At 72.1% G+C, this 18409-nt stretch carries 14 protein-coding genes and 2 tRNA genes; 5 read left to right on the plus strand and 11 right to left on the minus strand.

Annotated elements, in window-relative coordinates:
* The first annotated feature begins 92 nt into the window (after window positions 1-92).
* From CBZ_RS01785 to CBZ_RS01805, 5 genes are all read left to right on the plus strand, one after another.
* Entirely contained in the window at window positions 93-1253 is a 1161-nt protein-coding gene (locus CBZ_RS01785) for a hypothetical protein (protein WP_130779912.1), read from the plus strand.
* Complete coding sequence (locus tag CBZ_RS01790) at window positions 1250-2428, plus strand: hypothetical protein (protein ID WP_130779913.1); 1179 nt, start codon at window positions 1250-1252, stop codon at window positions 2426-2428. Before CBZ_RS01785 ends, CBZ_RS01790 begins: the two co-directional genes overlap by 4 nt.
* Before the next feature lie 19 nt (window positions 2429-2447).
* Window positions 2448-3320: a hypothetical protein gene (locus CBZ_RS01795; RefSeq protein ID WP_130779914.1), complete on the plus strand. Its 873-nt coding sequence runs from the start codon at window positions 2448-2450 to the stop codon at window positions 3318-3320.
* A 7-nt stretch (window positions 3321-3327) separates the two neighbouring features.
* Entirely contained in the window at window positions 3328-4353 is a 1026-nt protein-coding gene (locus CBZ_RS01800; RefSeq protein ID WP_130779915.1) for a hypothetical protein, read from the plus strand.
* A 61-nt stretch (window positions 4354-4414) separates the two neighbouring features.
* Window positions 4415-5161 carry a hypothetical protein gene (locus CBZ_RS01805; RefSeq protein ID WP_130779916.1) on the plus strand — a complete coding sequence of 249 codons (747 nt, stop codon included), beginning with the start codon at window positions 4415-4417 and terminating at the stop codon, window positions 5159-5161.
* Here CBZ_RS01805 and CBZ_RS01810 read toward each other — a convergent pair.
* The 11 genes from CBZ_RS01810 to dnaA form a co-directional block, all read right to left on the minus strand.
* A tRNA-Ala gene (locus CBZ_RS01810) sits at window positions 5132-5207 on the minus strand. The two genes, CBZ_RS01805 and CBZ_RS01810, sit on opposite strands and share 30 nt — an antisense overlap.
* A 40-nt stretch (window positions 5208-5247) precedes the next feature.
* Window positions 5248-5367 (minus strand): DLW-39 family protein, encoded by a 120-nt coding sequence (locus CBZ_RS21455; protein WP_013769191.1) that lies wholly within the window; start codon window positions 5365-5367, stop codon window positions 5248-5250.
* A 22-nt stretch (window positions 5368-5389) separates the two neighbouring features.
* Window positions 5390-5463, minus strand: a tRNA-Ile gene (locus CBZ_RS01815).
* Window positions 5464-5557: 94 nt separating this feature from the next.
* Window positions 5558-6484: a DUF3566 domain-containing protein gene (locus tag CBZ_RS01820; protein WP_130779917.1), complete on the minus strand. Its 927-nt coding sequence runs from the start codon at window positions 6482-6484 to the stop codon at window positions 5558-5560.
* Complete coding sequence (gyrA, locus tag CBZ_RS01825) at window positions 6481-9093, minus strand: DNA gyrase subunit A (protein WP_130779918.1); 2613 nt, start codon at window positions 9091-9093, stop codon at window positions 6481-6483. The genes CBZ_RS01820 and gyrA overlap by 4 nt, the downstream gene beginning before the upstream one ends.
* 74 nt (window positions 9094-9167) lie before the next feature.
* Window positions 9168-11216: a DNA topoisomerase (ATP-hydrolyzing) subunit B gene (gene gyrB, locus CBZ_RS01830; protein WP_130779919.1), complete on the minus strand. Its 2049-nt coding sequence runs from the start codon at window positions 11214-11216 to the stop codon at window positions 9168-9170.
* A 236-nt stretch (window positions 11217-11452) separates the two neighbouring features.
* Entirely contained in the window at window positions 11453-12091 is a 639-nt protein-coding gene (locus tag CBZ_RS01835) for a DciA family protein (RefSeq protein ID WP_246012955.1), read from the minus strand.
* Window positions 12081-13349: a DNA replication/repair protein RecF gene (gene recF / locus CBZ_RS01840; RefSeq protein ID WP_130779920.1), complete on the minus strand. Its 1269-nt coding sequence runs from the start codon at window positions 13347-13349 to the stop codon at window positions 12081-12083. Before recF ends, CBZ_RS01835 begins: the two co-directional genes overlap by 11 nt.
* Window positions 13350-13433: 84 nt before the next feature.
* Window positions 13434-14381: a phosphogluconate dehydrogenase (NAD(+)-dependent, decarboxylating) gene (gene gnd / locus CBZ_RS01845; protein ID WP_130779921.1), complete on the minus strand. Its 948-nt coding sequence runs from the start codon at window positions 14379-14381 to the stop codon at window positions 13434-13436.
* A gap of 181 nt (window positions 14382-14562) precedes the next feature.
* On the minus strand, window positions 14563-15693 hold the full coding sequence (dnaN, locus tag CBZ_RS01850) for a DNA polymerase III subunit beta (protein ID WP_130779922.1): 1131 nt from the start codon (window positions 15691-15693) through the stop codon (window positions 14563-14565).
* An 809-nt stretch (window positions 15694-16502) separates the two neighbouring features.
* Window positions 16503-18011, minus strand: a complete 1509-nt coding sequence (dnaA, locus tag CBZ_RS01855; protein ID WP_130779923.1) for a chromosomal replication initiator protein DnaA — start codon at window positions 18009-18011, stop codon at window positions 16503-16505.
* Window positions 18012-18409 lie beyond the last annotated feature (398 nt).

Here is an 18409-nt window from a genome sequence, read left to right on the forward strand (position 1 = left end):
CGGCCGGGGCCGCGCGCGTTGCGCGAGCAGCCCGGCGTCGGGACGCTGGGGACATCCGTGCACGCGCACACGTCCGACGACGGGGGCCGCCCATGGGGCAGAGCCGGACCCACCGCCCGCAGGGCGGGACGCTCGACGGCGACCGGGCCGACACCGGCCACGCCGGGGCGACGCGCGGCCGCACCGACCACGTCGTCGCAGGACCGGTCGAGGCCGCTCGACGGGCGGTGAGCCGGCACTCCGTCACGGCCCTGCAGCGCCTGGCCGGCAACCGCGCGGTGTCCGACCTGCTGGGCCAGGACCTGACACCCGCGACACCGGTCACGCCCGGTCGGTCCCCGGCGTTCGGGGCGACGACCGCTGCCGCGCCGTCGTCGACGCCGTTCGGGCGCTCGCCGCAGCCCGCGCGGCGGTCGGGGGCCGAGGTGCAGCGGTTCAGCACCACGGACAGCACCGTCGCGAACGTCGCCTCCGTGTTCGGTGCCGCCGCGGGCACGGGTGCCGCGTCGATGATGGGCGCCGTCACCTTCGACTCGAGCGCGTTCAGCGCCGCCATCGCCAAGCCGCTGGCCATCACCCGGACGGGGACGGACCTGACGGTCGGGTCGCAGACCTACTCGGCGAGCGGGACCGTCAAGGCATCCGGGCCCAAGGCCCGCGTCGGCGGCTACGAGATCGGCTTCCTGCAGACCGTCTACGCGTCGTCGCGGAACTTCTACTACGAGCCCACCGGGCACGCCCCGGGGTTCCTCGCGCAGCTCGCTCCCTCGATCTTCGGGACGCGCAAGGTCGTGTCGGACACGTGCACCACGCTGCCCGTGCGCGACGGGGACGCCGGCAAGCGGCCCTGGTACGGCATGGAGACCGTGGACCAGTTCGCCGCGGCCGACCCGAGCACGAAGACGAGCGCGATGGACGACACCCCGGACTCGACCCAGCCGTGGTCGCTCGGCACGGGCGCGAACCAGCAGAACCTCGTGCGGACCGACGGCAAGGACCAGTTCCGCAGCTGGCTCGCGGTCAAGGACACGTCGTCCACCTCGGCGATCCTGCTCAACTACGCCGACTGGGAGGTCGACTACGGCACGGCCGTGACGTTCAACGCCGCGTCGCCCGGCGCGAGCGTCGTCACGCCGACCGCGACGTCGGGCGGCAAGGTCACCGCGACGGGCGACGGCAGCGGGGGCAAGACGCCGCTGCACGGCGACCCGGTCGCCAACGACGTCGCGACGATCCAGGACGGGAACTGGTGAACGCCACCGCGGGGCAGTCGCACGCCGACCGGGAGGACCGGGACCACGCACTGCGTCCCGCCGGACCCGCGCGGACGCCCGAGGGCCGTGCCGGCGCCGCACGCCCGCCCGCGGACCTCGCGGTGCTCCAGCGGACCGCGGGGAACCGGGCCGTCGCGCGGCTGCTCGCGAGTCGAGCCCCGAGGGTCGGCGAGGCGCGAGAGCCCGTGACGCAGGACGTCGACCGGACGTCGCAGACCGTCACCGAACGCAGCGCGCACTGGGGTGCGACGGAGCGCTCGGCGCGCCCCGCGACGCTGTTCGGTCGGGACGCGACGACGTCCCGCGCGGGCGGCCGTGCGCGGCCGGGGCGGTACTCGACGACCGACAGCACCATCGCCAACATCGCGTCCGTCTTCGGCGCGGGTGCGGGCGCCAGCGCGGCGACGTCGATGGGGGCCGTCACGTTCGACACGAGCGCGTACTCGGCGGCCGTCCCCGCACCGCTCGTCATCTCGAAGACGGCGACCGACGTCACGGTCGGCAGCGGGACGTTCGCGACGACCGGCACCGTCAAGGCGTCGGGCCCGGCGGCGCGCGTCGGGAGCTACGAGCTCGGCTGGGCGCAGACGGTGTACGAGTCGTCGCGGAACTTCTACTACGAGCCCGTCGGGCACACCCCGGGCTTCCTGGCCGGCCTCGCGCCGTCGATCTTCGGCCAGCGCAAGCGGGTCAGCGACACCCTCACGACCCTGCCGGTGCGCGACGGCATCACCGCGGGCGTCGTCCCCTGGTACGACATCATCGACGTGAAGTCCTTCGACGCCCTCGCGACCAGCACCAAGACGACGGCGACCGACGACACCCCGAGCTCGCCGCAGCCGTGGACGGTCGCGGCGACGCCCGGCCCGCAGGTGCTCAAGAAGACCGACGGCCGCGACGCGTTCCGCAACTGGCTCGTGGTGAAGGACAAGGCGTCCGCGCAGGTCATCCCGCTGCACTGGTCGGACTGGCACGTCGACTACGGCACGACCGTCGCGTTCAACTCGGCGTCACCGGCTGCGAGCGTCGTCACGCCGACAGCCACCGGCGGTGCGAAGGTGACGGCGACGGGCGACGGCTCGGGCGGCAAGTGGCCCATCCTCGTGGACCCGATCGCGAACACCGTCACCACGGTCGTGCAGTCGAGCTGGTGAGCCCGGACGAAGGAGTGGCATGGCATCTCGGCGATCTCCCGGGGCGGCGTCGTGGCTCGACGTCGTCGAGAGCGCGACGGCGGCGTGGACCGGGTCGGCCCGGCTCGTCGGCGAGGAGCCCGTACCGGCGACGGAGACGTCCTTCCGCGGGCCGGGGTTCGCCCTGTCCGTCGAGGTGACCCCCGACGACGCGGTCGTCGGGGAGGTCCCGCCCGGTCCGGTGGCGCTGCGTCTGCTGACGGCGCGACCTGCGGAGCGGCGCGAGCCCCCCGGGTCGTACCGGTTCCCGCCGGACACCCTCCGGGAGGTCCCGTTCGCCGATCAGGTGGTCCCGGGGACGAGCGCACCGGTGCTGGTCGTCGCGTCGGACCCGCCGGTCGTGCGCGGGCTGCTCGCGCCGGACGACGACCTGCCCGACGCGGTGCGTGTGATCCACCGCTGGACGCGGGGCGACGCGGACGTCCTGGGCGACCTCGCGGCGGGCGTTCCCCCGCTCGCGGTGGTCGCCGGGTACGAGCTCTTGCTGCGCTCGACGACCGACGTCGCGGCCCTCACGGAACGCGTCCTGCGGCTGCCCGGCCTCCCCGGGGCGGCGACGCGCGGGGTCCTCGCGCTCCTGCACCTGCGCACCGGGGCGCTCCCCGACGAGCAGGTCGTCGCGGTCGCCCGCACCCTGGTCGACGTCCTCGCCGAGGAGACCGACCCGGAGGGGGTCGTCGCCGCCCTAAGCTGGCTCGACGCGCACCGCGACCGGTACCGCGCCGACCCGGACCTGCCCACGCTCGTCGACGACCGGGTCCGCCGCGTCACCGGCCTGACGTTCGACGGCCCCGACGCCGACGCCTGGCAGCAGGAGGTCGCCCGCCACGCCGACCCGCTGCGCGAAGGCTGACCCGACCGTGGCCGGCCCGCTCGTGTCCGACGGTGCCCGCCTCACGCTCGCCGACGCGCGCCGCTCGCCGTGCCTGTCGTGCTCGACGTCGCCGTGCTGCACGCACCTGCCCGTGCACTCGTTCCGCATGACGACGCTCGCCGACCTCGACCACGCGCTGTACCTGCTGAACTTCGACGCCATCCGGCTCGGCCTCGCCGCGTCGGGGGAGTGGAGCGTCTACTACGCGCGGCCGTGCCGGCACCTCGACCCGCGCGACGCGACGTGCACGGTGCACGGCACGGACCGGCAGCCGAACATCTGCGTCACGTACAACCCGTACCAGTGCTGGTACCGGCGCGTGTTCGACGCACCCGTCGAGGACTTCGTGTGGTTCGACCGCGCGCGGCTCGAGCGCCTCGCAGCGGAGGTCACGTTCGACGACCTGCGGACCATCGTCGAGGTGCCGTCGTGGGAACAGCTCGTCGCCGAGGCGGCACCGCCGCCGCCCGACCCGCGCACGGCACCGGCGCCCACAGCCGTCGCCGCGACCGCTGTGACGACCGCCGTGCCGCTCACGCTCGGACCGACCCGCCGTCGCGACGACCCCGCGCCCGCACCGGCTGCCGCACGGCCCGACGACGTCCGCACCTTCGACGCGCTCCGCGCACCCTGCGAGGGGTGCGACGCCTACTGCTGCACGACCCTGGTCTTCCCCAAGCCGGTCCCGACGACGAACGTGCACCTGGACCACTGGCGCTTCACGCTCGGCTTCCCGGGGGTGCAGGTCGGCATCGGCGACGACGGCTGGTCCCTGGTCCTGGAGACGACGTGCCGGCACCTCGGCGCGGACCACCGCTGCGGGGTCTTCGGCCTCCCGGAGCGCCCGCTGCGCTGCTCGTACTACGACGCCTGGACGTGCGGGTACACGTCCCGGTTCGGCCCCGACCCGCGTCCCGACTTCCACCGCCTGGGGCTCGCCGAGTTCGACACGTGGCTCGGCGGCGTCGGCTTCGACGCGACGGGCACGGTGACGAGCCTCCCGCCCTTGTGAGCCCGAGACCCGCGCCATTCGGGCTTGACCGCACGATCGCGCGGCGGGCACGGTTGCGCGCGTGGCAGCCCTGCGGATCGAGCCGGTGGTGGAGGTGCTCGGTGATGCCGAGTTCGACCTCTGGCCCGTCGTCGGACGAGACGGCTCGTGGTACCAGGTCCTGCACGGCGACCTGACTGAACGTGAGGTGGGGACGGCGGTCCACCAGGTCCTCCGCTGGTTCTACGACGACGATCAAGGCAGCCCGGCACCGACCATCGAGGACTATCTCGGCCGCGCCCTGGCACCCCACGGCCCTGGCGACGCCCAGCTGATGGCGTCCGGCGGCGTGCGGTTCACCGACACCGTCACCGGGGCGACGATCCTGCCCGGCTGCTGCTACATGGTGGACGAACGGTCCGAGATCCTCGACGTCGTGGACGGGCGTAGGCCCGGCTGCTGGCTCGGGCACGACCCGGACGGCGGCGTGACCCTCCGCGAGGGGGTCGTCGAGGTCACCCAGGCCTCCGAGGGCCGGCGCCCGACCCTCCTCCGCTTTCCTGCCGACGAGGTGCGCGCTGCGTTCGACCGCGCCGAGTCCGACCTCGACCGGTTCTGCGACCTCGTCGTGACCTGGGCGACCACGCACACTCCGGGGCAGGCCCACACGTTGACGAACGCCGTCGCCCGAGCGTTGGGGGCCAGCTCGCACCAGTCCGGGGAACGCTCGGCTGCGGGCGGTGGCGACGGCGACGGACGCGAGGGTGGGACCGTGGGCACCGGTGCCGCGTACCAGGAGTGGTGGAGCCAAGGGGACTCGAACCCCTAACCCCCTGCTTGCAAAGCAGGTGCGCTACCAATTGCGCCATGGCCCCCGGGTGCCGGGCGGGGCCGCGGCGGTCGTGGGGGAGCGGGTCACTCGAAGGTGTCGGTGACCTCGGACCAGAGGTCCCGCTCGTCCTGGTCCTGCTGGTACTTCTGCCAGACGACGTAGCCGACGGCCGCGACCGCCACCAGGAGCAGGAGCTTCTTCATCGGATCCCCCACGGGTCGGGAGTGGGCCTAACAGGACTTGAACCTGTGACCTCTTCCTTATCAGGGAAGCGCTCTAACCGTCTGAGCTATAGGCCCGTTGCTGCTGACGCACGTGCGAACACGTGCGCTGCGCGCCGGACGAGACTACCCCAGCGGGGGGGTCGCGCCCAAACCGGCTCCGCGGCGGCCGTCACTCGTCGGTCATCGTGACGTGCACGCCGCCGACGAGCGCCGCCACGATGTTGTAGAGGAACGCGCCGATCGTCGCGAGCGCCGTCAGCAGGAACACGTCGATCACGGCGATGAGCGTCGCGCCGGAGACGATGCGGCGGAACTCGACGTACTCGAGGATGCCGGTGTTCTCCGAGCCGGTGATCTGCGTGACCAGCTCGTTGACGCGCGTGAACACGTGCAGCCCGTCGAGGGTCAGCCACCCGACGGCGGCCGCGACGACGATCATGATGCCGATTGCGACGGACAGCAGGAACGACAGCTTCATGACCGACCACGGGTCGACGCGCGACACCGCGAGGCGGACGCGGCGGGGACCGCCGACGGCCGGGATGCGTCCCGTCGCGGGCCGGGCCAGCGGATGGGCCCCGGTCGCCGGGCGCGCCGAGGTCGTGGATGCCGCGGGTGCCGCGGGTGCGGTGGCCTGGCTCGTCATGGTCGGTTCCTCGGTACGGGGTCGGGTGACCGAGGCGAACGCGGCGCTGGTGGCGCCGGCCGCCTTCTTGAACCACACGGTCGCGGTGTCGACCGCCACCATGAGGGGGGAGGCGGGCTCCTGCTCATCGTCGCCGCTGCGCGGCGGGACGCCCGTCGACACGCGGGTCGGCGGCTCGTCCGTCCGGGTCGACGCGTCCTTGCCGCCCGACGACGACGCCCCGGAGGACTTCCCGCCGGCGGGCTTGCTGCCGGAGGAGCTCCCGCCGGAGGTCGCGGACCGCGGCTCCGACGTCGGGAACGGGCCGTACGGAGAGGACGAGTCGGACCGGCCGCTGCCGTTCCGTGCACCCGACGACCCGTTCGCGCTCGACGAGGTCCCCGGACGCGCGGTCGTCGGGGTCGTCGGCTTCAGCCGCGGCGGGATCGTGGGGGGCGTCGGATCGGTCATGCGTCCTCCGAGGACTGGTCGGCGACGGCCTGCTCACCGCTCACGCCGTCCGGCTCGGGGCTCCCCGAGGCGTCCGCTTCGCCGGAACCCTGGCCGTTCTCGCCGCCCACGGTACCGGCATCCTCACCGAGGTGTCGCTCAGTGTTGCGCGCGACGGCGATGATCCGGTCGCCCGCGTCGGGCTTCGCGAAGATCACGCCCTGGGTCGTGCGACCCGTCGCGTTGACCTCCGACGTGGCCGAACGCACGATCTTGCCGCGCTCCATGATGACGAGCACCTCGTCGTCGGCGTCGGTCACGAGGGCCCCGACCAGGTCGCCGTTCGCCTCGGGGAGGTTCGCCACCTTGATCCCGAGGCCGCCGCGGCCCTGCTGCCGGTAGTTCTCGACCGTGAGGGCGGTGCGCTTGGCGATGCCGCCCTCGGTGACCGTGAACAGGAAGGCGTCCTCGCGCACGACGTCCATCGCGAGCAGCTCGTCATCGCCGCGGAACTTCATGCCGGTCACGCCGGACGTCGCCCGGCCCATCGGCCGCAGCGACTCGTCGGACGCCGTGAACCGCACGGACTGGCCCTTGCGGGACACGAGGATGAGGTCCTGGTCGGAGTCGACCAGGCGGGCGGCGACGAGCTCGTCGGGCCGGCCCTCCTCGTCCTCGCGCAGGTTGATCGCGATGACGCCGCCCGAGCGGTTCGAGTCGTACTCCGTCAGACGGGTCTTCTTCACCAGGCCGCGCTGCGTCGCGAGGACCAGGTGCTCGGCCTGCTCGTAGTTGCGCACGTCCAGGACCTGCGCAATCGTCTCGCCCGGCTGGAACGCCAGCAGGTTCGCGACGTGCTGGCCCTTCGCGTCACGGCCGCCCTCGGGCAGCTCGTAGCCCTTCGCCCGGTACACACGGCCGAGGTTCGTGAAGAACAGCAGCCAGTGGTGGGTCGTCGTGACGAAGAAGTGGTCGACGATGTCGTCCTCGCGCAGCTGCGCGCCGCGCACGCCCTTGCCGCCACGACGCTGCGCCCGGTAGTTGTCGCTGCGCGTGCGCTTCGCGTAACCGCCGCGGGTGATGGTGACGACCATCTCCTCCTCGGCGATGAGGTCCTCGACGGACACCTCGCCGTCGAACGGCAGGATCGTCGTGCGGCGCTCGTCGCCGTACTTGTCGACGACCTCGCGCAGCTCGTCGCTCACGATCGTCCGCTGCCGCTCGTCGGACGCGAGGATCTCGTTGAACCCGACGATCTGCTCCTGCAGCTCGTCGTGACGCTGCGTGATCTCCTGCCGCTGCAGCGCGGCGAGGCGGCGCAGCTGCAGGTTGAGGATCGCGTTCGCCTGGACCTCGTCGACGCCCAGCAGCTCCATGAGGCCCGTGCGGGCCTCGTCGGCGTCGGGGGAGCGACGGATCAGCGCGATGACCTCGTCGAGCGCGTCGAGCGCCTTGAGGTAGCCGCGGTAGATGTGGATCTGCTCCTCGGCCTTGCGCAGCCGGAAGCGCGTGCGGCGCTGGATGACCTCGAGCTGGTGCGCGGTCCAGTGCCGGACGAATGCGTCGATGCTCAGCGTGCGGGGGACGCCGTCGACGAGCGCGAGCATGTTCGCGCCGAACGTGTCCTGCAGCTGCGTGTGCTTGTAGAGGTTGTTGAGCACGACCTTCGCGACCGCGTCCCGCTTGAGGACGATGACGAGGCGCTGGCCCGTGCGGCCCGACGTCTCGTCGCGGATGTCCGCGATCCCGGAGACCCGGTTCTCCTTCACGAGGTCCGCGATCTTCTTCGCGAGCGTGTCGGGGTTCACCTGGTACGGCAGCTCGGTGACGACGAGGCAGATCCGGCCCTGGATCTCCTCGACGTTGACGACCGCGCGCATCGTGATCGAGCCGCGGCCCGTGCGGTACGCCTCGTCGATACCACGGTGGCCGAGGATCGTCGCGCCCGTCGGGAAGTCCGGGCCCTTGATGCGCAGCAGGAGCGCCGCGAGCAGCTCCTCCTTGGACGCCTCCGGGTGGTCCAGGTACCACTGGACGCCGTCGGCGACCTCGCGCAGGTTGTGCGGCGGGATGTTCGTCGCCATGCCGACCGCGATGCCCGCCGAGCCGTTGACCAGCAGGTTCGGGAAGCGCGCGGGCAGGACGGCGGGCTCCTGCGTGCGGCCGTCGTAGTTGTCCTGGAAGTCGACGGTGTCCTCGTCGATGTCCCGCACCATCTCCATCGAGAGGGGGGCCATCTTGCACTCGGTGTACCGCGGGGCGGCCGCCGGGTCGTCACCGGGGGAGCCGAAGTTGCCCTGGCCGGCGACCAGCGGGTACCGCAGCGACCAGTCCTGCACCAGGCGGACCAGGGCGTCGTAGATCGCCGAGTCGCCGTGCGGGTGGTACTTGCCCATGACGTCGCCGACGACGCGGCTGCACTTGGAGAACTGCCGGTCCGGCCGGTAGCCGCCGTCGTACATCGCGTACAGCACGCGGCGGTGCACCGGCTTGAGGCCGTCGCGCACGTCGGGCAGGGCGCGACCCACGATGACGGACATCGCGTAGTCGAGGTACGACCGCTGCATCTCGAGCTGCAGGTCCACCTGCTCGATGCGGCCGTGCTCGATCTGGTCCGGGGTCTCGGTCACGAGGTTCCTTCGCTGGCTGTGCTTCGGGGGAGGACGTGGGTGGGGCGCGTGCGGCGGTCCGCGTGCGCCCGCGGTCAGATGTCGAGGAAGCGCACGTCCTTGGCGTTCCGCTGGATGAACGAGCGGCGGGACTCGACGTCCTCGCCCATGAGCACCGAGAAGATCTCGTCCGCCGCGGCTGCCTCGTCGAGCGAGACCTGCAGCAGCGTGCGGTGCTCGGGCGACATGGTCGTCTCCCAGAGCTCCGAGTAGTCCATCTCGCCGAGGCCCTTGTAGCGCTGGATCGCGTTCTCCTTCGGGAGCCGCTTGCCGTTCGCCTGGCCCTCCTTGATGTACGCGTCGCGCTCACGGTCCGAGTACACGTAGTCGTGGTCGGCGTTGGACCACTTGATCCGGTACAGCGGCGGCTGCGCGAGGTACACGTGGCCCTGCGTGATGAGCTCCGGCATGTACCGGAACAGCAGCGTCAGCAGCAGCGTGCAGATGTGCTTGCCGTCGACGTCGGCGTCCGCCATCAGGACGATCTTGTGGTACCGCAGCTTGGCGATGTCGAAGTCCTCGCCGATGCCCGTCCCGAACGCCGTGATGAGCGCCTGGACCTCCTGGTTGCCCAGCGCCCGGTCCAGGCGGGCCCGCTCGACGTTGAGGATCTTGCCGCGGATCGGCAGGATCGCCTGGGTCCGCGGGTTGCGCCCCCGGACCGCCGAGCCGCCGGCCGAGTCGCCCTCGACGATGAAGACCTCGCACTCGGCGGGGTTGTTGCTCTGGCAGTCCTTGAGCTTGCCCGGCATGCCGCCCGACTCGAGCAGGCCCTTGCGTCGCGTCGCCTCGCGGGCCTTGCGGGCCGCCATGCGCGCCGCGGCGGCCTGGATCGACTTGCGGATGACGTCGCGCGCCTCGGTCGGGTGCGAGTCCAGCCAGTCGCCCAGCCGCTCGTTGACGACCTTCTGCACGAACGTCTTCGCCTCGGTGTTGCCGAGCTTCGTCTTCGTCTGGCCCTCGAACTGCGGCTCGCCGAGCTTGACGGAGATGACGGCCGTGAGGCCCTCGCGGATGTCGTCCCCCGTGAGGTTCTCGTCCTTCTCCTTGATGATGTTCTTCTCGCGCGCGTAGCGGTTGACCAGCGACGTCATCGCCGCACGGAAGCCCTCCTCGTGCGTGCCGCCCTCGGTCGTCGAGATGGTGTTCGCGTACGTGTGGACCGACTCGCTGTAGGCGCTCGTCCACTGCAGCGCGATGTCGACCGAGATGCGCCGCTCGGTGTCCTCCGAGGTGATCTCGATGACGTCGGGGTGCACGAGCTCGACCTTCTTGGCCGCGTTGAGGTGCTTGACGTAGTCGACGAGCCCGCCGTCGTACTTGTACGTGACGGTGCGGTGCGCCGGCGCGTCGACCGGCTCGTCACCGGGCTCGCTCGTCGCGGCGTCGGTGACCTCGTCCTCGGTGCCCGTGTGCTGCGGGCGCTCGTCGGTGAGCGTGATCTGCAGGCCCTTGTTGAGGAACGCCGTCTGCTGGAAGCGCGAGCGCAGCGTCTCGAAGTCGTAGTCGACGGTCTCGAAGATCGACGCGTCCGCCCAGTACGTCTGGCTGGTGCCCGTCTCCGTCGTCGGCTCGCCCCGCTCGATCTCCCCGACCGGCTTGCCGCCGTCCTCGAAGTCCATCCGCCACGTGTAGCCGTCACGCTTGACCACCGACTGCACGCGGCTGCTCAGCGCGTTGACGACCGAGATGCCGACGCCGTGCAGACCGCCCGACACCGCGTACCCGCTGCCGCCGAACTTGCCGCCCGCGTGCAGGATCGTCATGACGACCTCGAGCGTCGGCTTGCCCTCGGTGGGGTGGATCGCGACGGGGATGCCGCGGCCGTTGTCGACGACGCGCACGCCGCCGTCGGCGAGCAGCGTCACCTCGATCGTGTCGCAGTACCCCGCGAGGGCCTCGTCGACCGAGTTGTCGACGACCTCGTAGACGAGGTGGTGCAGGCCGCGCGCACCGGTCGAGCCGATGTACATGCCGGGCCGCTTGCGGACGGCCTCCAGGCCCTCGAGGACGGTGATCGCGCTGGCGTCGTACCCGCCGGCGGAGTCCTGAGTGCTGGGCGGGGTCGTGCTCTCGTCGGTCACGGGCCGGTGTACTCCTCAAGCTCTCACACGCGACAGAGCGCCCCGCCAAGAACCTCGGAGGGCAGATCACCCCGGGCGACCGGAGTTCTCGTCTCTGAAACCGGCACAGGTGCGCCAGAAATGACGTTCCCAGTCTACCTGGCCCCCGGCCCTGCACCGGGTTGGACGGGCGGTCCGTGGAGAACTCGTCGACGCGTGTCGCGCAGTCGGGCCCGCAGCTGCGTCACGGACCGCCGTCAGCCGTACGTGTCGCGTGGTCCGCGGCCCGCCACGCGGCGCTTCCCCCGCCCGAAACCGGGCCCCGACGGCCCCAGCACCGCGATCTCCGACACGACGCCCTCGCCCAGCTCCTCCGCGAAGCGGCGCAGCATCGTCGGCACCGCCCACGTGAGGTTCGTCGCCCAGCTCGTCGACGCCGCCTGCACCGTCAGCACCCCCGCCTCCAGCGACACGTACGCGCAGTGCTCCGCGACCTGCGGACCCACCAGGTCCGCCCAGCGGTGCTGCACCGTGCCCGAGACCAGGCCCGACCCCCAGTTGAACTGGCCGACCAGCGCACCGAGCGTGTCCGCGACCGCCTGCGGGTCCCGCGCACCCGGCCCGGCCGTGCCCGTCGTGTCGACCATCGGGCGGCGCCGCGGCGCGTCGCCCGGGCGGATCCCCTTCGCCCGCGCCGCCTCACGGGCGCGGTTCAGCGCGGCCGCCGCGACCTGACGCTCCGGCACCAGGTCCACGACCTGGCGCAGCGGCGCGCCGTCGGCGGGAGCGCGACGCAGCGGCGGGAGCAGCGCGTCGTCCTCGGCGGCGAACCCTCGGTCCAGGTCGCCAGGGGAGCGGCCGTCGGAGTCGCGAGGGGGACGGCGGTCAGAGGACACGGGCGACCTCGCCCCCCATCACGTCGACGCGGGCACCCGCGAGCGGCTCCGGCACGTCCTCCGCGACGGCCGCCGTGATGAGGACCTGGCGTGCGGGGGCGACGAGCTCCGCGAGCCGGTCACGCCGGCGGGTGTCGAGCTCGGCGAAGACGTCGTCGAGGACCAGCACCGGCTCGCCGTCCGGCCCCCAGTCCGCGCCCTGGCTCAGCAGGTCGGAGGCGGGGTCGGGCGTCGACGACCCGTCGTCCGTGAGCAGCGCGTACGACGCCAGCCGCAGCGCGAGCGCGTACGACCACGACTCCCCGTGGCTCGCGTACCCCTTCGCGGGCAGGCCGCCGAGCGTCAGCACCAGGTCGTCGCGGTGCGGGCCGACGAGGCAGACCCCACGCTCGACCTCCTTGGTCCGCAGCCGCCCCATCGCCTCGAGGAGCTGTGCCTCGACCAGGTGCGCGGTCGCGGGGACGTCGCCGTGCGGCACCGGCGTGGGCGCGTCGCCCGCGTCTCGGCCGCCGCGCCCCTCGTCCTGCATCGCCGCGTCGAGCGACGCGCGGTACGTGATGACCGCCTCGCCCTGACCGGAGCTGACCTGCGCGTACGCGCTCGCGACGTGCGGGGCGAGCGCCGCCACCAGGGCGCGCCGCGCCACGATCAGCTCCGCGCCCGTCTGCGCGAGCTTCGCGTCCCAGACGTCGAGCGTGCGCAGGTCCGCGCTGCCCCGGCCCCCGCGCATCGCCGCGCCCGCCGACTTCAGCAGCGCCGACCGCTGTCGCAGCACGCGCTCGTAGTCCTGCACCGTCCCCGCGTACCGCGGCACGAGCTGCACGAGCAGGTCGTCGAGGAACCGTCGGCGACCGTCCGGGTCGCCCTTGACGAGCGCCAGGTCCTCGGGGGCGAACAGCACGGTCCGCAGGATCCCGAGGATGTCGCGCGCCCGCCCCGGCGAGCCACCGTTCACGCGGGCCCGGTTCGCCTTGCCCGGCGTGACCTCGACCTCGACGAGAGTCGTGCGCGGCCGCCCCGGCTCCAGCTCCCGGACCACGCGCGCCCGCACGACCGCCCGACCCGTGCCCGCGCGCACGAGCGCCGCGTCCGACGGCACCCGGTGGCTGCCGAGCGTCGCGACGTACCCGATCGCCTCGACCAGGTTCGTCTTGCCCTGGCCGTTCGGCCCGACGAGCGCGGTGATGCCCGGCTCGAGGGGCAGCTCGACCTGCGCGTACGAGCGGAAGTCGGTGAGCGACAGGTGGGCGACGTACATCCGGGTCTCTTCGTGGTGGTCGTGCGGCGGGGGCGAGCCCGCCCCTCCGGGACGCCCGCGAGACGTCCGTCGGGCGGGGGAGCGTCAGGCCGACGGGGGAACCGCGGCTCCCGGCACCGGCGTCGTGTTGGTCACCGGCCCGGTCGTCCCGGCCGGCTTCACGGCGTGACCGCCGAACTGCTGGCGCAGCGCGGCGACGGCCTTCATCGCGGGCGACTCCTCCTGCCGCGACGCGAACCGGGCGAACAGCGCCGCCGAGATCACCGGCGCCGGCACGGCCAGGTCGATCGCCTCGTCGACAGTCCAGCGGCCCTCGCCCGAGTCCTCGACCCAGTCGTCGATCTCCCCGAACGCCGGGTCCTGCGCGAGGGCCTCGACCAGCAGGTCCAGCAGCCACGACCGGACGACCGTGCCGCGCTGCCACGCCTTGAACGTGCCGTGCACGTCCGTGACCAGGTCCTTCGCGGCGAGGAGCTCGTAGCCCTCGGCGTACGCCTGCATGAGGCCGTACTCGATGCCGTTGTGCACCATCTTCGCGTAGTGGCCCGCGCCGACGGCACCCGCGTGGACGAATCCTTCGTCACGCGGCCCCTCGGGACGGAGCGCGTCGAAGACCGGCAGCACCCTCTCGACGAGCGCCGGGTCGCCGCCGACCATGAGCCCGTAGCCGTTCTTCAGGCCCCAGACGCCGCCCGAGACGCCGACGTCGAGGAAGCCGACCCCCGTCTGCGCCAGGAGCTCGGCGTGCGGCTGGTCGTCCTGGTAGTACGAGTTGCCGCCGTCGATGACGACGTCGCCCGCAGTCAGCAGGCCGGCGAGGTCACGGATGACCGCGTCGGTGATCTTCCCCGACGGGACCATCACCCAGACGACCCGCTCACCCGCGGGCAGCGCCTCGACGAGGGCCTCGAGCGTCGGCACGTCGGTCACGTCCGGGTTGCGGTCGAACCCCGTGACCTCGATCCCGGCGGCGCGGATGCGCTCACGCATGTTCGCGCCCATCTTGCCCAGCCCGACCAGACCGATGTGCATGACCCTCGCCTCTCCCGCGTCCCGCCCGGCTGCGTGCCGGACCTCGTCCGACCGGTGCGTCCCCGGTCACTCTGCCGCACCGCTCCGCTCGTCGCGCGGTGCGGCCGGCCGGTCCCCGCGAGCCCGTCGTGGCCCGGTGCCGTCCTGGTCCGTCGGGCGACGCGGCGCGCGTCGCCCTGCGTCAGCTCGCGAAGCGGATGGGCACCAGCAGGTAGCGGTACTCCTGCTTGTCGTCGCCGTCGAGCGACTCCTGCCCCGTGAACTCGACCGGCTTGTTCGGGTGCGTGAACGACAGCCGGACGAACGTCGTGTCGAGCGCGCCGAGGCCGTCGAGCAGGAACTGCGGGTTGAACGCCACCGTGATGTCGTCGCCGACGAGCGTCGCCTCGAGCGCCTCGGACGCCTGCGCGTCGTCGCCCTGGCCTGCGTCGAGGACGACCTGGCCCTGCGAGAAGCCGAGACGGATCGGGGTATTGCGCTCCGCCACGAGCGCCACACGCTTCGCGGCCTCGGCGAGCGCGTGCGTCGAGACGATCGCGTGGATCGGGGTGTCGTCGGGGAACAGGCGACGGACCGCCGGGTAGTCGCCGTCGACGAGCAGGCTCGTCGTCTGGCGGCCGCCGGCCTCGAAGCCGATGAGGTCCACGCCCGCGCCGGTCGAGAGCGCGACCGTGACCGAGCCGGCGCTGCCGAGCGACTTCGCGGCGTCGGACAGCGTGCGGGCGCGCACGAGCGCGACCGTCGAGATGTCGGGGGCCGAGGGCTTCCACGTGAGCTCGCGCAGCGCGAGGCGGTAGCGGTCCGTCGCGAGCAGCGTGACCTTCTCGCCCTCGATCTCGACGCGCACACCCGTGAGCAGGGGGAGCGTGTCGTCGCGGCTCGCGGCGACCGACACCTGCGCGACCGCGTGGGTGAGCTCGTCACCGTCGACCGTGCCGGCCGTGGCGGGCATCGCGGGCAGGCTCGGGTAGTCCTCGACCGGCATCGTCAGGAGCGTGAAGCGGCTCGCGCCGCACGTGACGACGACCTTCGTGCCGTCGAGCACGACGTCGACCGGCTTGTCGGGCAGGGCCCGGGAGATCTCGGCGAGGAGCCGGCCGGAGACGAGGACGGTGCCGGGCTCGGAGACGTCCGCCGGGATCTGCGAGCGGGCCGAGACCTCGTAGTCGAAGCTCGACAGCTGGATCGTGCCGGTGGTGTCCGCCTCGATCCGCACACCCGCGAGCACCGGGACCGGCGGTCGGGTGGGCAGGCTGCGAGCCGTCCATGTGACCGCGTCGGCGAGGACGTCACGGTCGACCCGGAACCTCATGTGTCACCTCTTCGTCGTTCGAGTGCTGCCCCCGGGCGAGCGGCCCGTCCGCGGCCGTGCGGGACCTGCGCTGGAGCAGGTGCGGGTGGCGCGGCGGCACGAGCGTCGGCTCGTCCAGCCCGTGGCATCACGCGAACACTACGCGACAGGTCCGACGCTCGGTACAGGGTCGGAGGCGCGGTGTGGAGGACGGTGTCGCGTGGTCCGGGGAGTCGGACGGCTGCCCGGGCCTCAGCGGCCCGCGGAGCGGCCCGGCCCGCCGCCGCCACAGCACTCCGACGGTGTGTGGATTCCCGGCAGAGAGAAGTCTCGTCGTCGTCATCGGTCATGTGCATGGTGTGGATTTCGGGCGTCCGCGCTGGTCAGCGTCGAGGAGGCGTGTGGACGCGCTGTGCGTGGAGCACCGTGCCGGTGGTGGAGGGCGGTGGACGCCCCGAGAGGCCCTCGTCGGCGTCCACGGGTCGGCACCCGGTTCTCCACACGACACGGTGTCCTCGTCCACCGTCGTCCACAGGTGTGTGCACAGGTGTGAACATTCGTCCCATGCATGTTTCATCCGGAACGTGAGGGTTCCGGTCAAGGCGATCGCATCGATTCGACGATGAGAGTCGTCTCATGGCAGGCGTGTGTGGACGGCGGCCGCGCCGGGCCGCATGCGGACGTCAGTGCAGGTCAGCGCGCTGAGCGAGGGCCCGCGACGCGTTCTTGGTCCGAACGGGTGAACCGCGTCACAAACATCCCCAGGCGCCTGTGGAAACTGTGGATAACCGTGAGGACGGATCCGCCATCAAACGGACGAACGCGACGGCTCAGCTGCGGCTCTGCTGCTTGATCCGGTTCGTCAGCTCGGTCACCTGGTTGTAGATCGACCGGCGCTCCGCCATGAGCTCACGGATCTTGCGGTTCGCGTGCATGACCGTCGTGTGGTCCCGGCCCCCGAACGCCTGGCCGATCTTCGGCAGCGACAGGTCCGTGAGCTCACGGCACAGGTACATCGCGATCTGGCGGGCCGTCACCAGCACGCGCGAACGGCTCGACCCGCACAGGTCGTCGATCGACAGCCCGAAGTACGCCGCCGTCTGGCCGATCACCTGCGTCGCCGTGATCTCCGCCGTCTGCTCGTCGGTGATGAGGTCCTTGAGCACGATCTCCGCGAGCGACAGGTCGACCTGCTGCCGGTTGAGGTTCGCGAACGCCGTCACGCGGATCAGCGCACCCTCGAGCTCACGGATGTTCGTCGAGATCTTGCTCGCGATGTACTCCAGCACGTCCGGCGGCGCCTCCAGCCGCTCGCTGCCGGCCTTCTTGCGGAGGATCGCGATACGCGTCTCCAGGTCCGGCGGCTGGACGTCCGTGATGAGGCCCCACTCGAAGCGCGACCGCATCCGGTCCTCGAACCCGTTCAGCTGCTTCGGCGGCAGGTCGGACGTGATCACGACCTGCTTGTTCGCGTTGTGCAGCGTGTTGAACGTGTGGAAGAACTCCTCCATCGTCTGTTCCTTGCCCTGCAGGAACTGGATGTCGTCGATGAGGAGGACGTCGACCTCGCGGTACCGGCGCTGGAAGGCGCCCGCCTTCCCCTCGGAGATCGAGTTGATGAAGTCGTTCGTGAACTCCTCCGAGTTCACGTACCGCACCCGCACGCTCGGGTAGAGGTTGTACGCGTAGTGCCCGATCGCATGCAGCAGGTGCGTCTTGCCCAGCCCCGAGTCGCCGTAGATGAACAGCGGGTTGTACGCCTTCGCCGGCGCCTCGGCCACCGCGACCGCCGCCGCGTGCGCGAACCTGTTCGACGAGCCGATGACGAACGTCTCGAACTGGTACTTCGGGTTCAGGCGGGCCGGCTCCGACGCCGGCTTGCGCCCGCCCGACGTCAGCGGGCGGCGGTCCTCGACCGCGACGTGCCGCTCACGGCCGCCACCGAGGTGGTCGTCGTCGTGGACGACCGACAGCTCCGGACGCTCCTGGTCGGTGAGGACGTCGACCCCCGCAGGGTCGTGCCGGTCCAGGCTCGACTGCGGGACCACGCGCAGCGCCGGCGGGGCGTCCGCCGCGACGTCCGGGTCGACCGTGATCGCGAAGCGGGCCTCACGGTCGAGCGCGTCGCTCAGCGCGTCCGTGACCTCCGCGCGCACCCGCGTCTCAAGGTAGTCCTTGGTCAGGTCGTTGCCCACCGCCAGCAGCAGCGTCCCGTCGAGCAGACCGAGCGGACGGGCCAGCCGGACGAACGCGATCTGCCGGGGCGTGATGTCCGGGCTCGCCTCGAGGGTCGCGACGACGTGGCCCCAGACCCGGGCGAGTTCTTCGTCCTGTGACAACGTCCTACCTCAGCTGATCGATCGCGTGGAGTGGTCGAGTCTCGCACGGCCCCCGTTGTCCACATAGTTGTCCACACCTGTGCGCGGTGGTCGTCGAGCCGTCCCGTGAGGACGACGACAGGCGTCGTCGCCCGCTCGTCCGGTCACCGCGGGGTCCCGGTCCACACGAGCACTTCCACAGATCCACAGGCCGGGCGGTGACGACCAACGATGCTAGCCCTGGACGGGTCGGCGGGGGAGGCGTCCCGGGGGTGACCTCGTCCCGTTCTCGGACGGTCGCGGGCGCCCGGACGCGCGGCGTCCGACCCTGGTCGCACGGTGGTCGACCGGCGGTCTGGTCGTCGTCGCGCGGGGTGGTCGTGGCGGTGGTCGCGGTGGCGCCGGCGTGCCGGTGCGCC

Origin of the sequence: Cellulomonas biazotea (assembly GCF_004306155.1) — a bacterium.
Taxonomy (GTDB): domain Bacteria; phylum Actinomycetota; class Actinomycetes; order Actinomycetales; family Cellulomonadaceae; genus Cellulomonas; species Cellulomonas biazotea.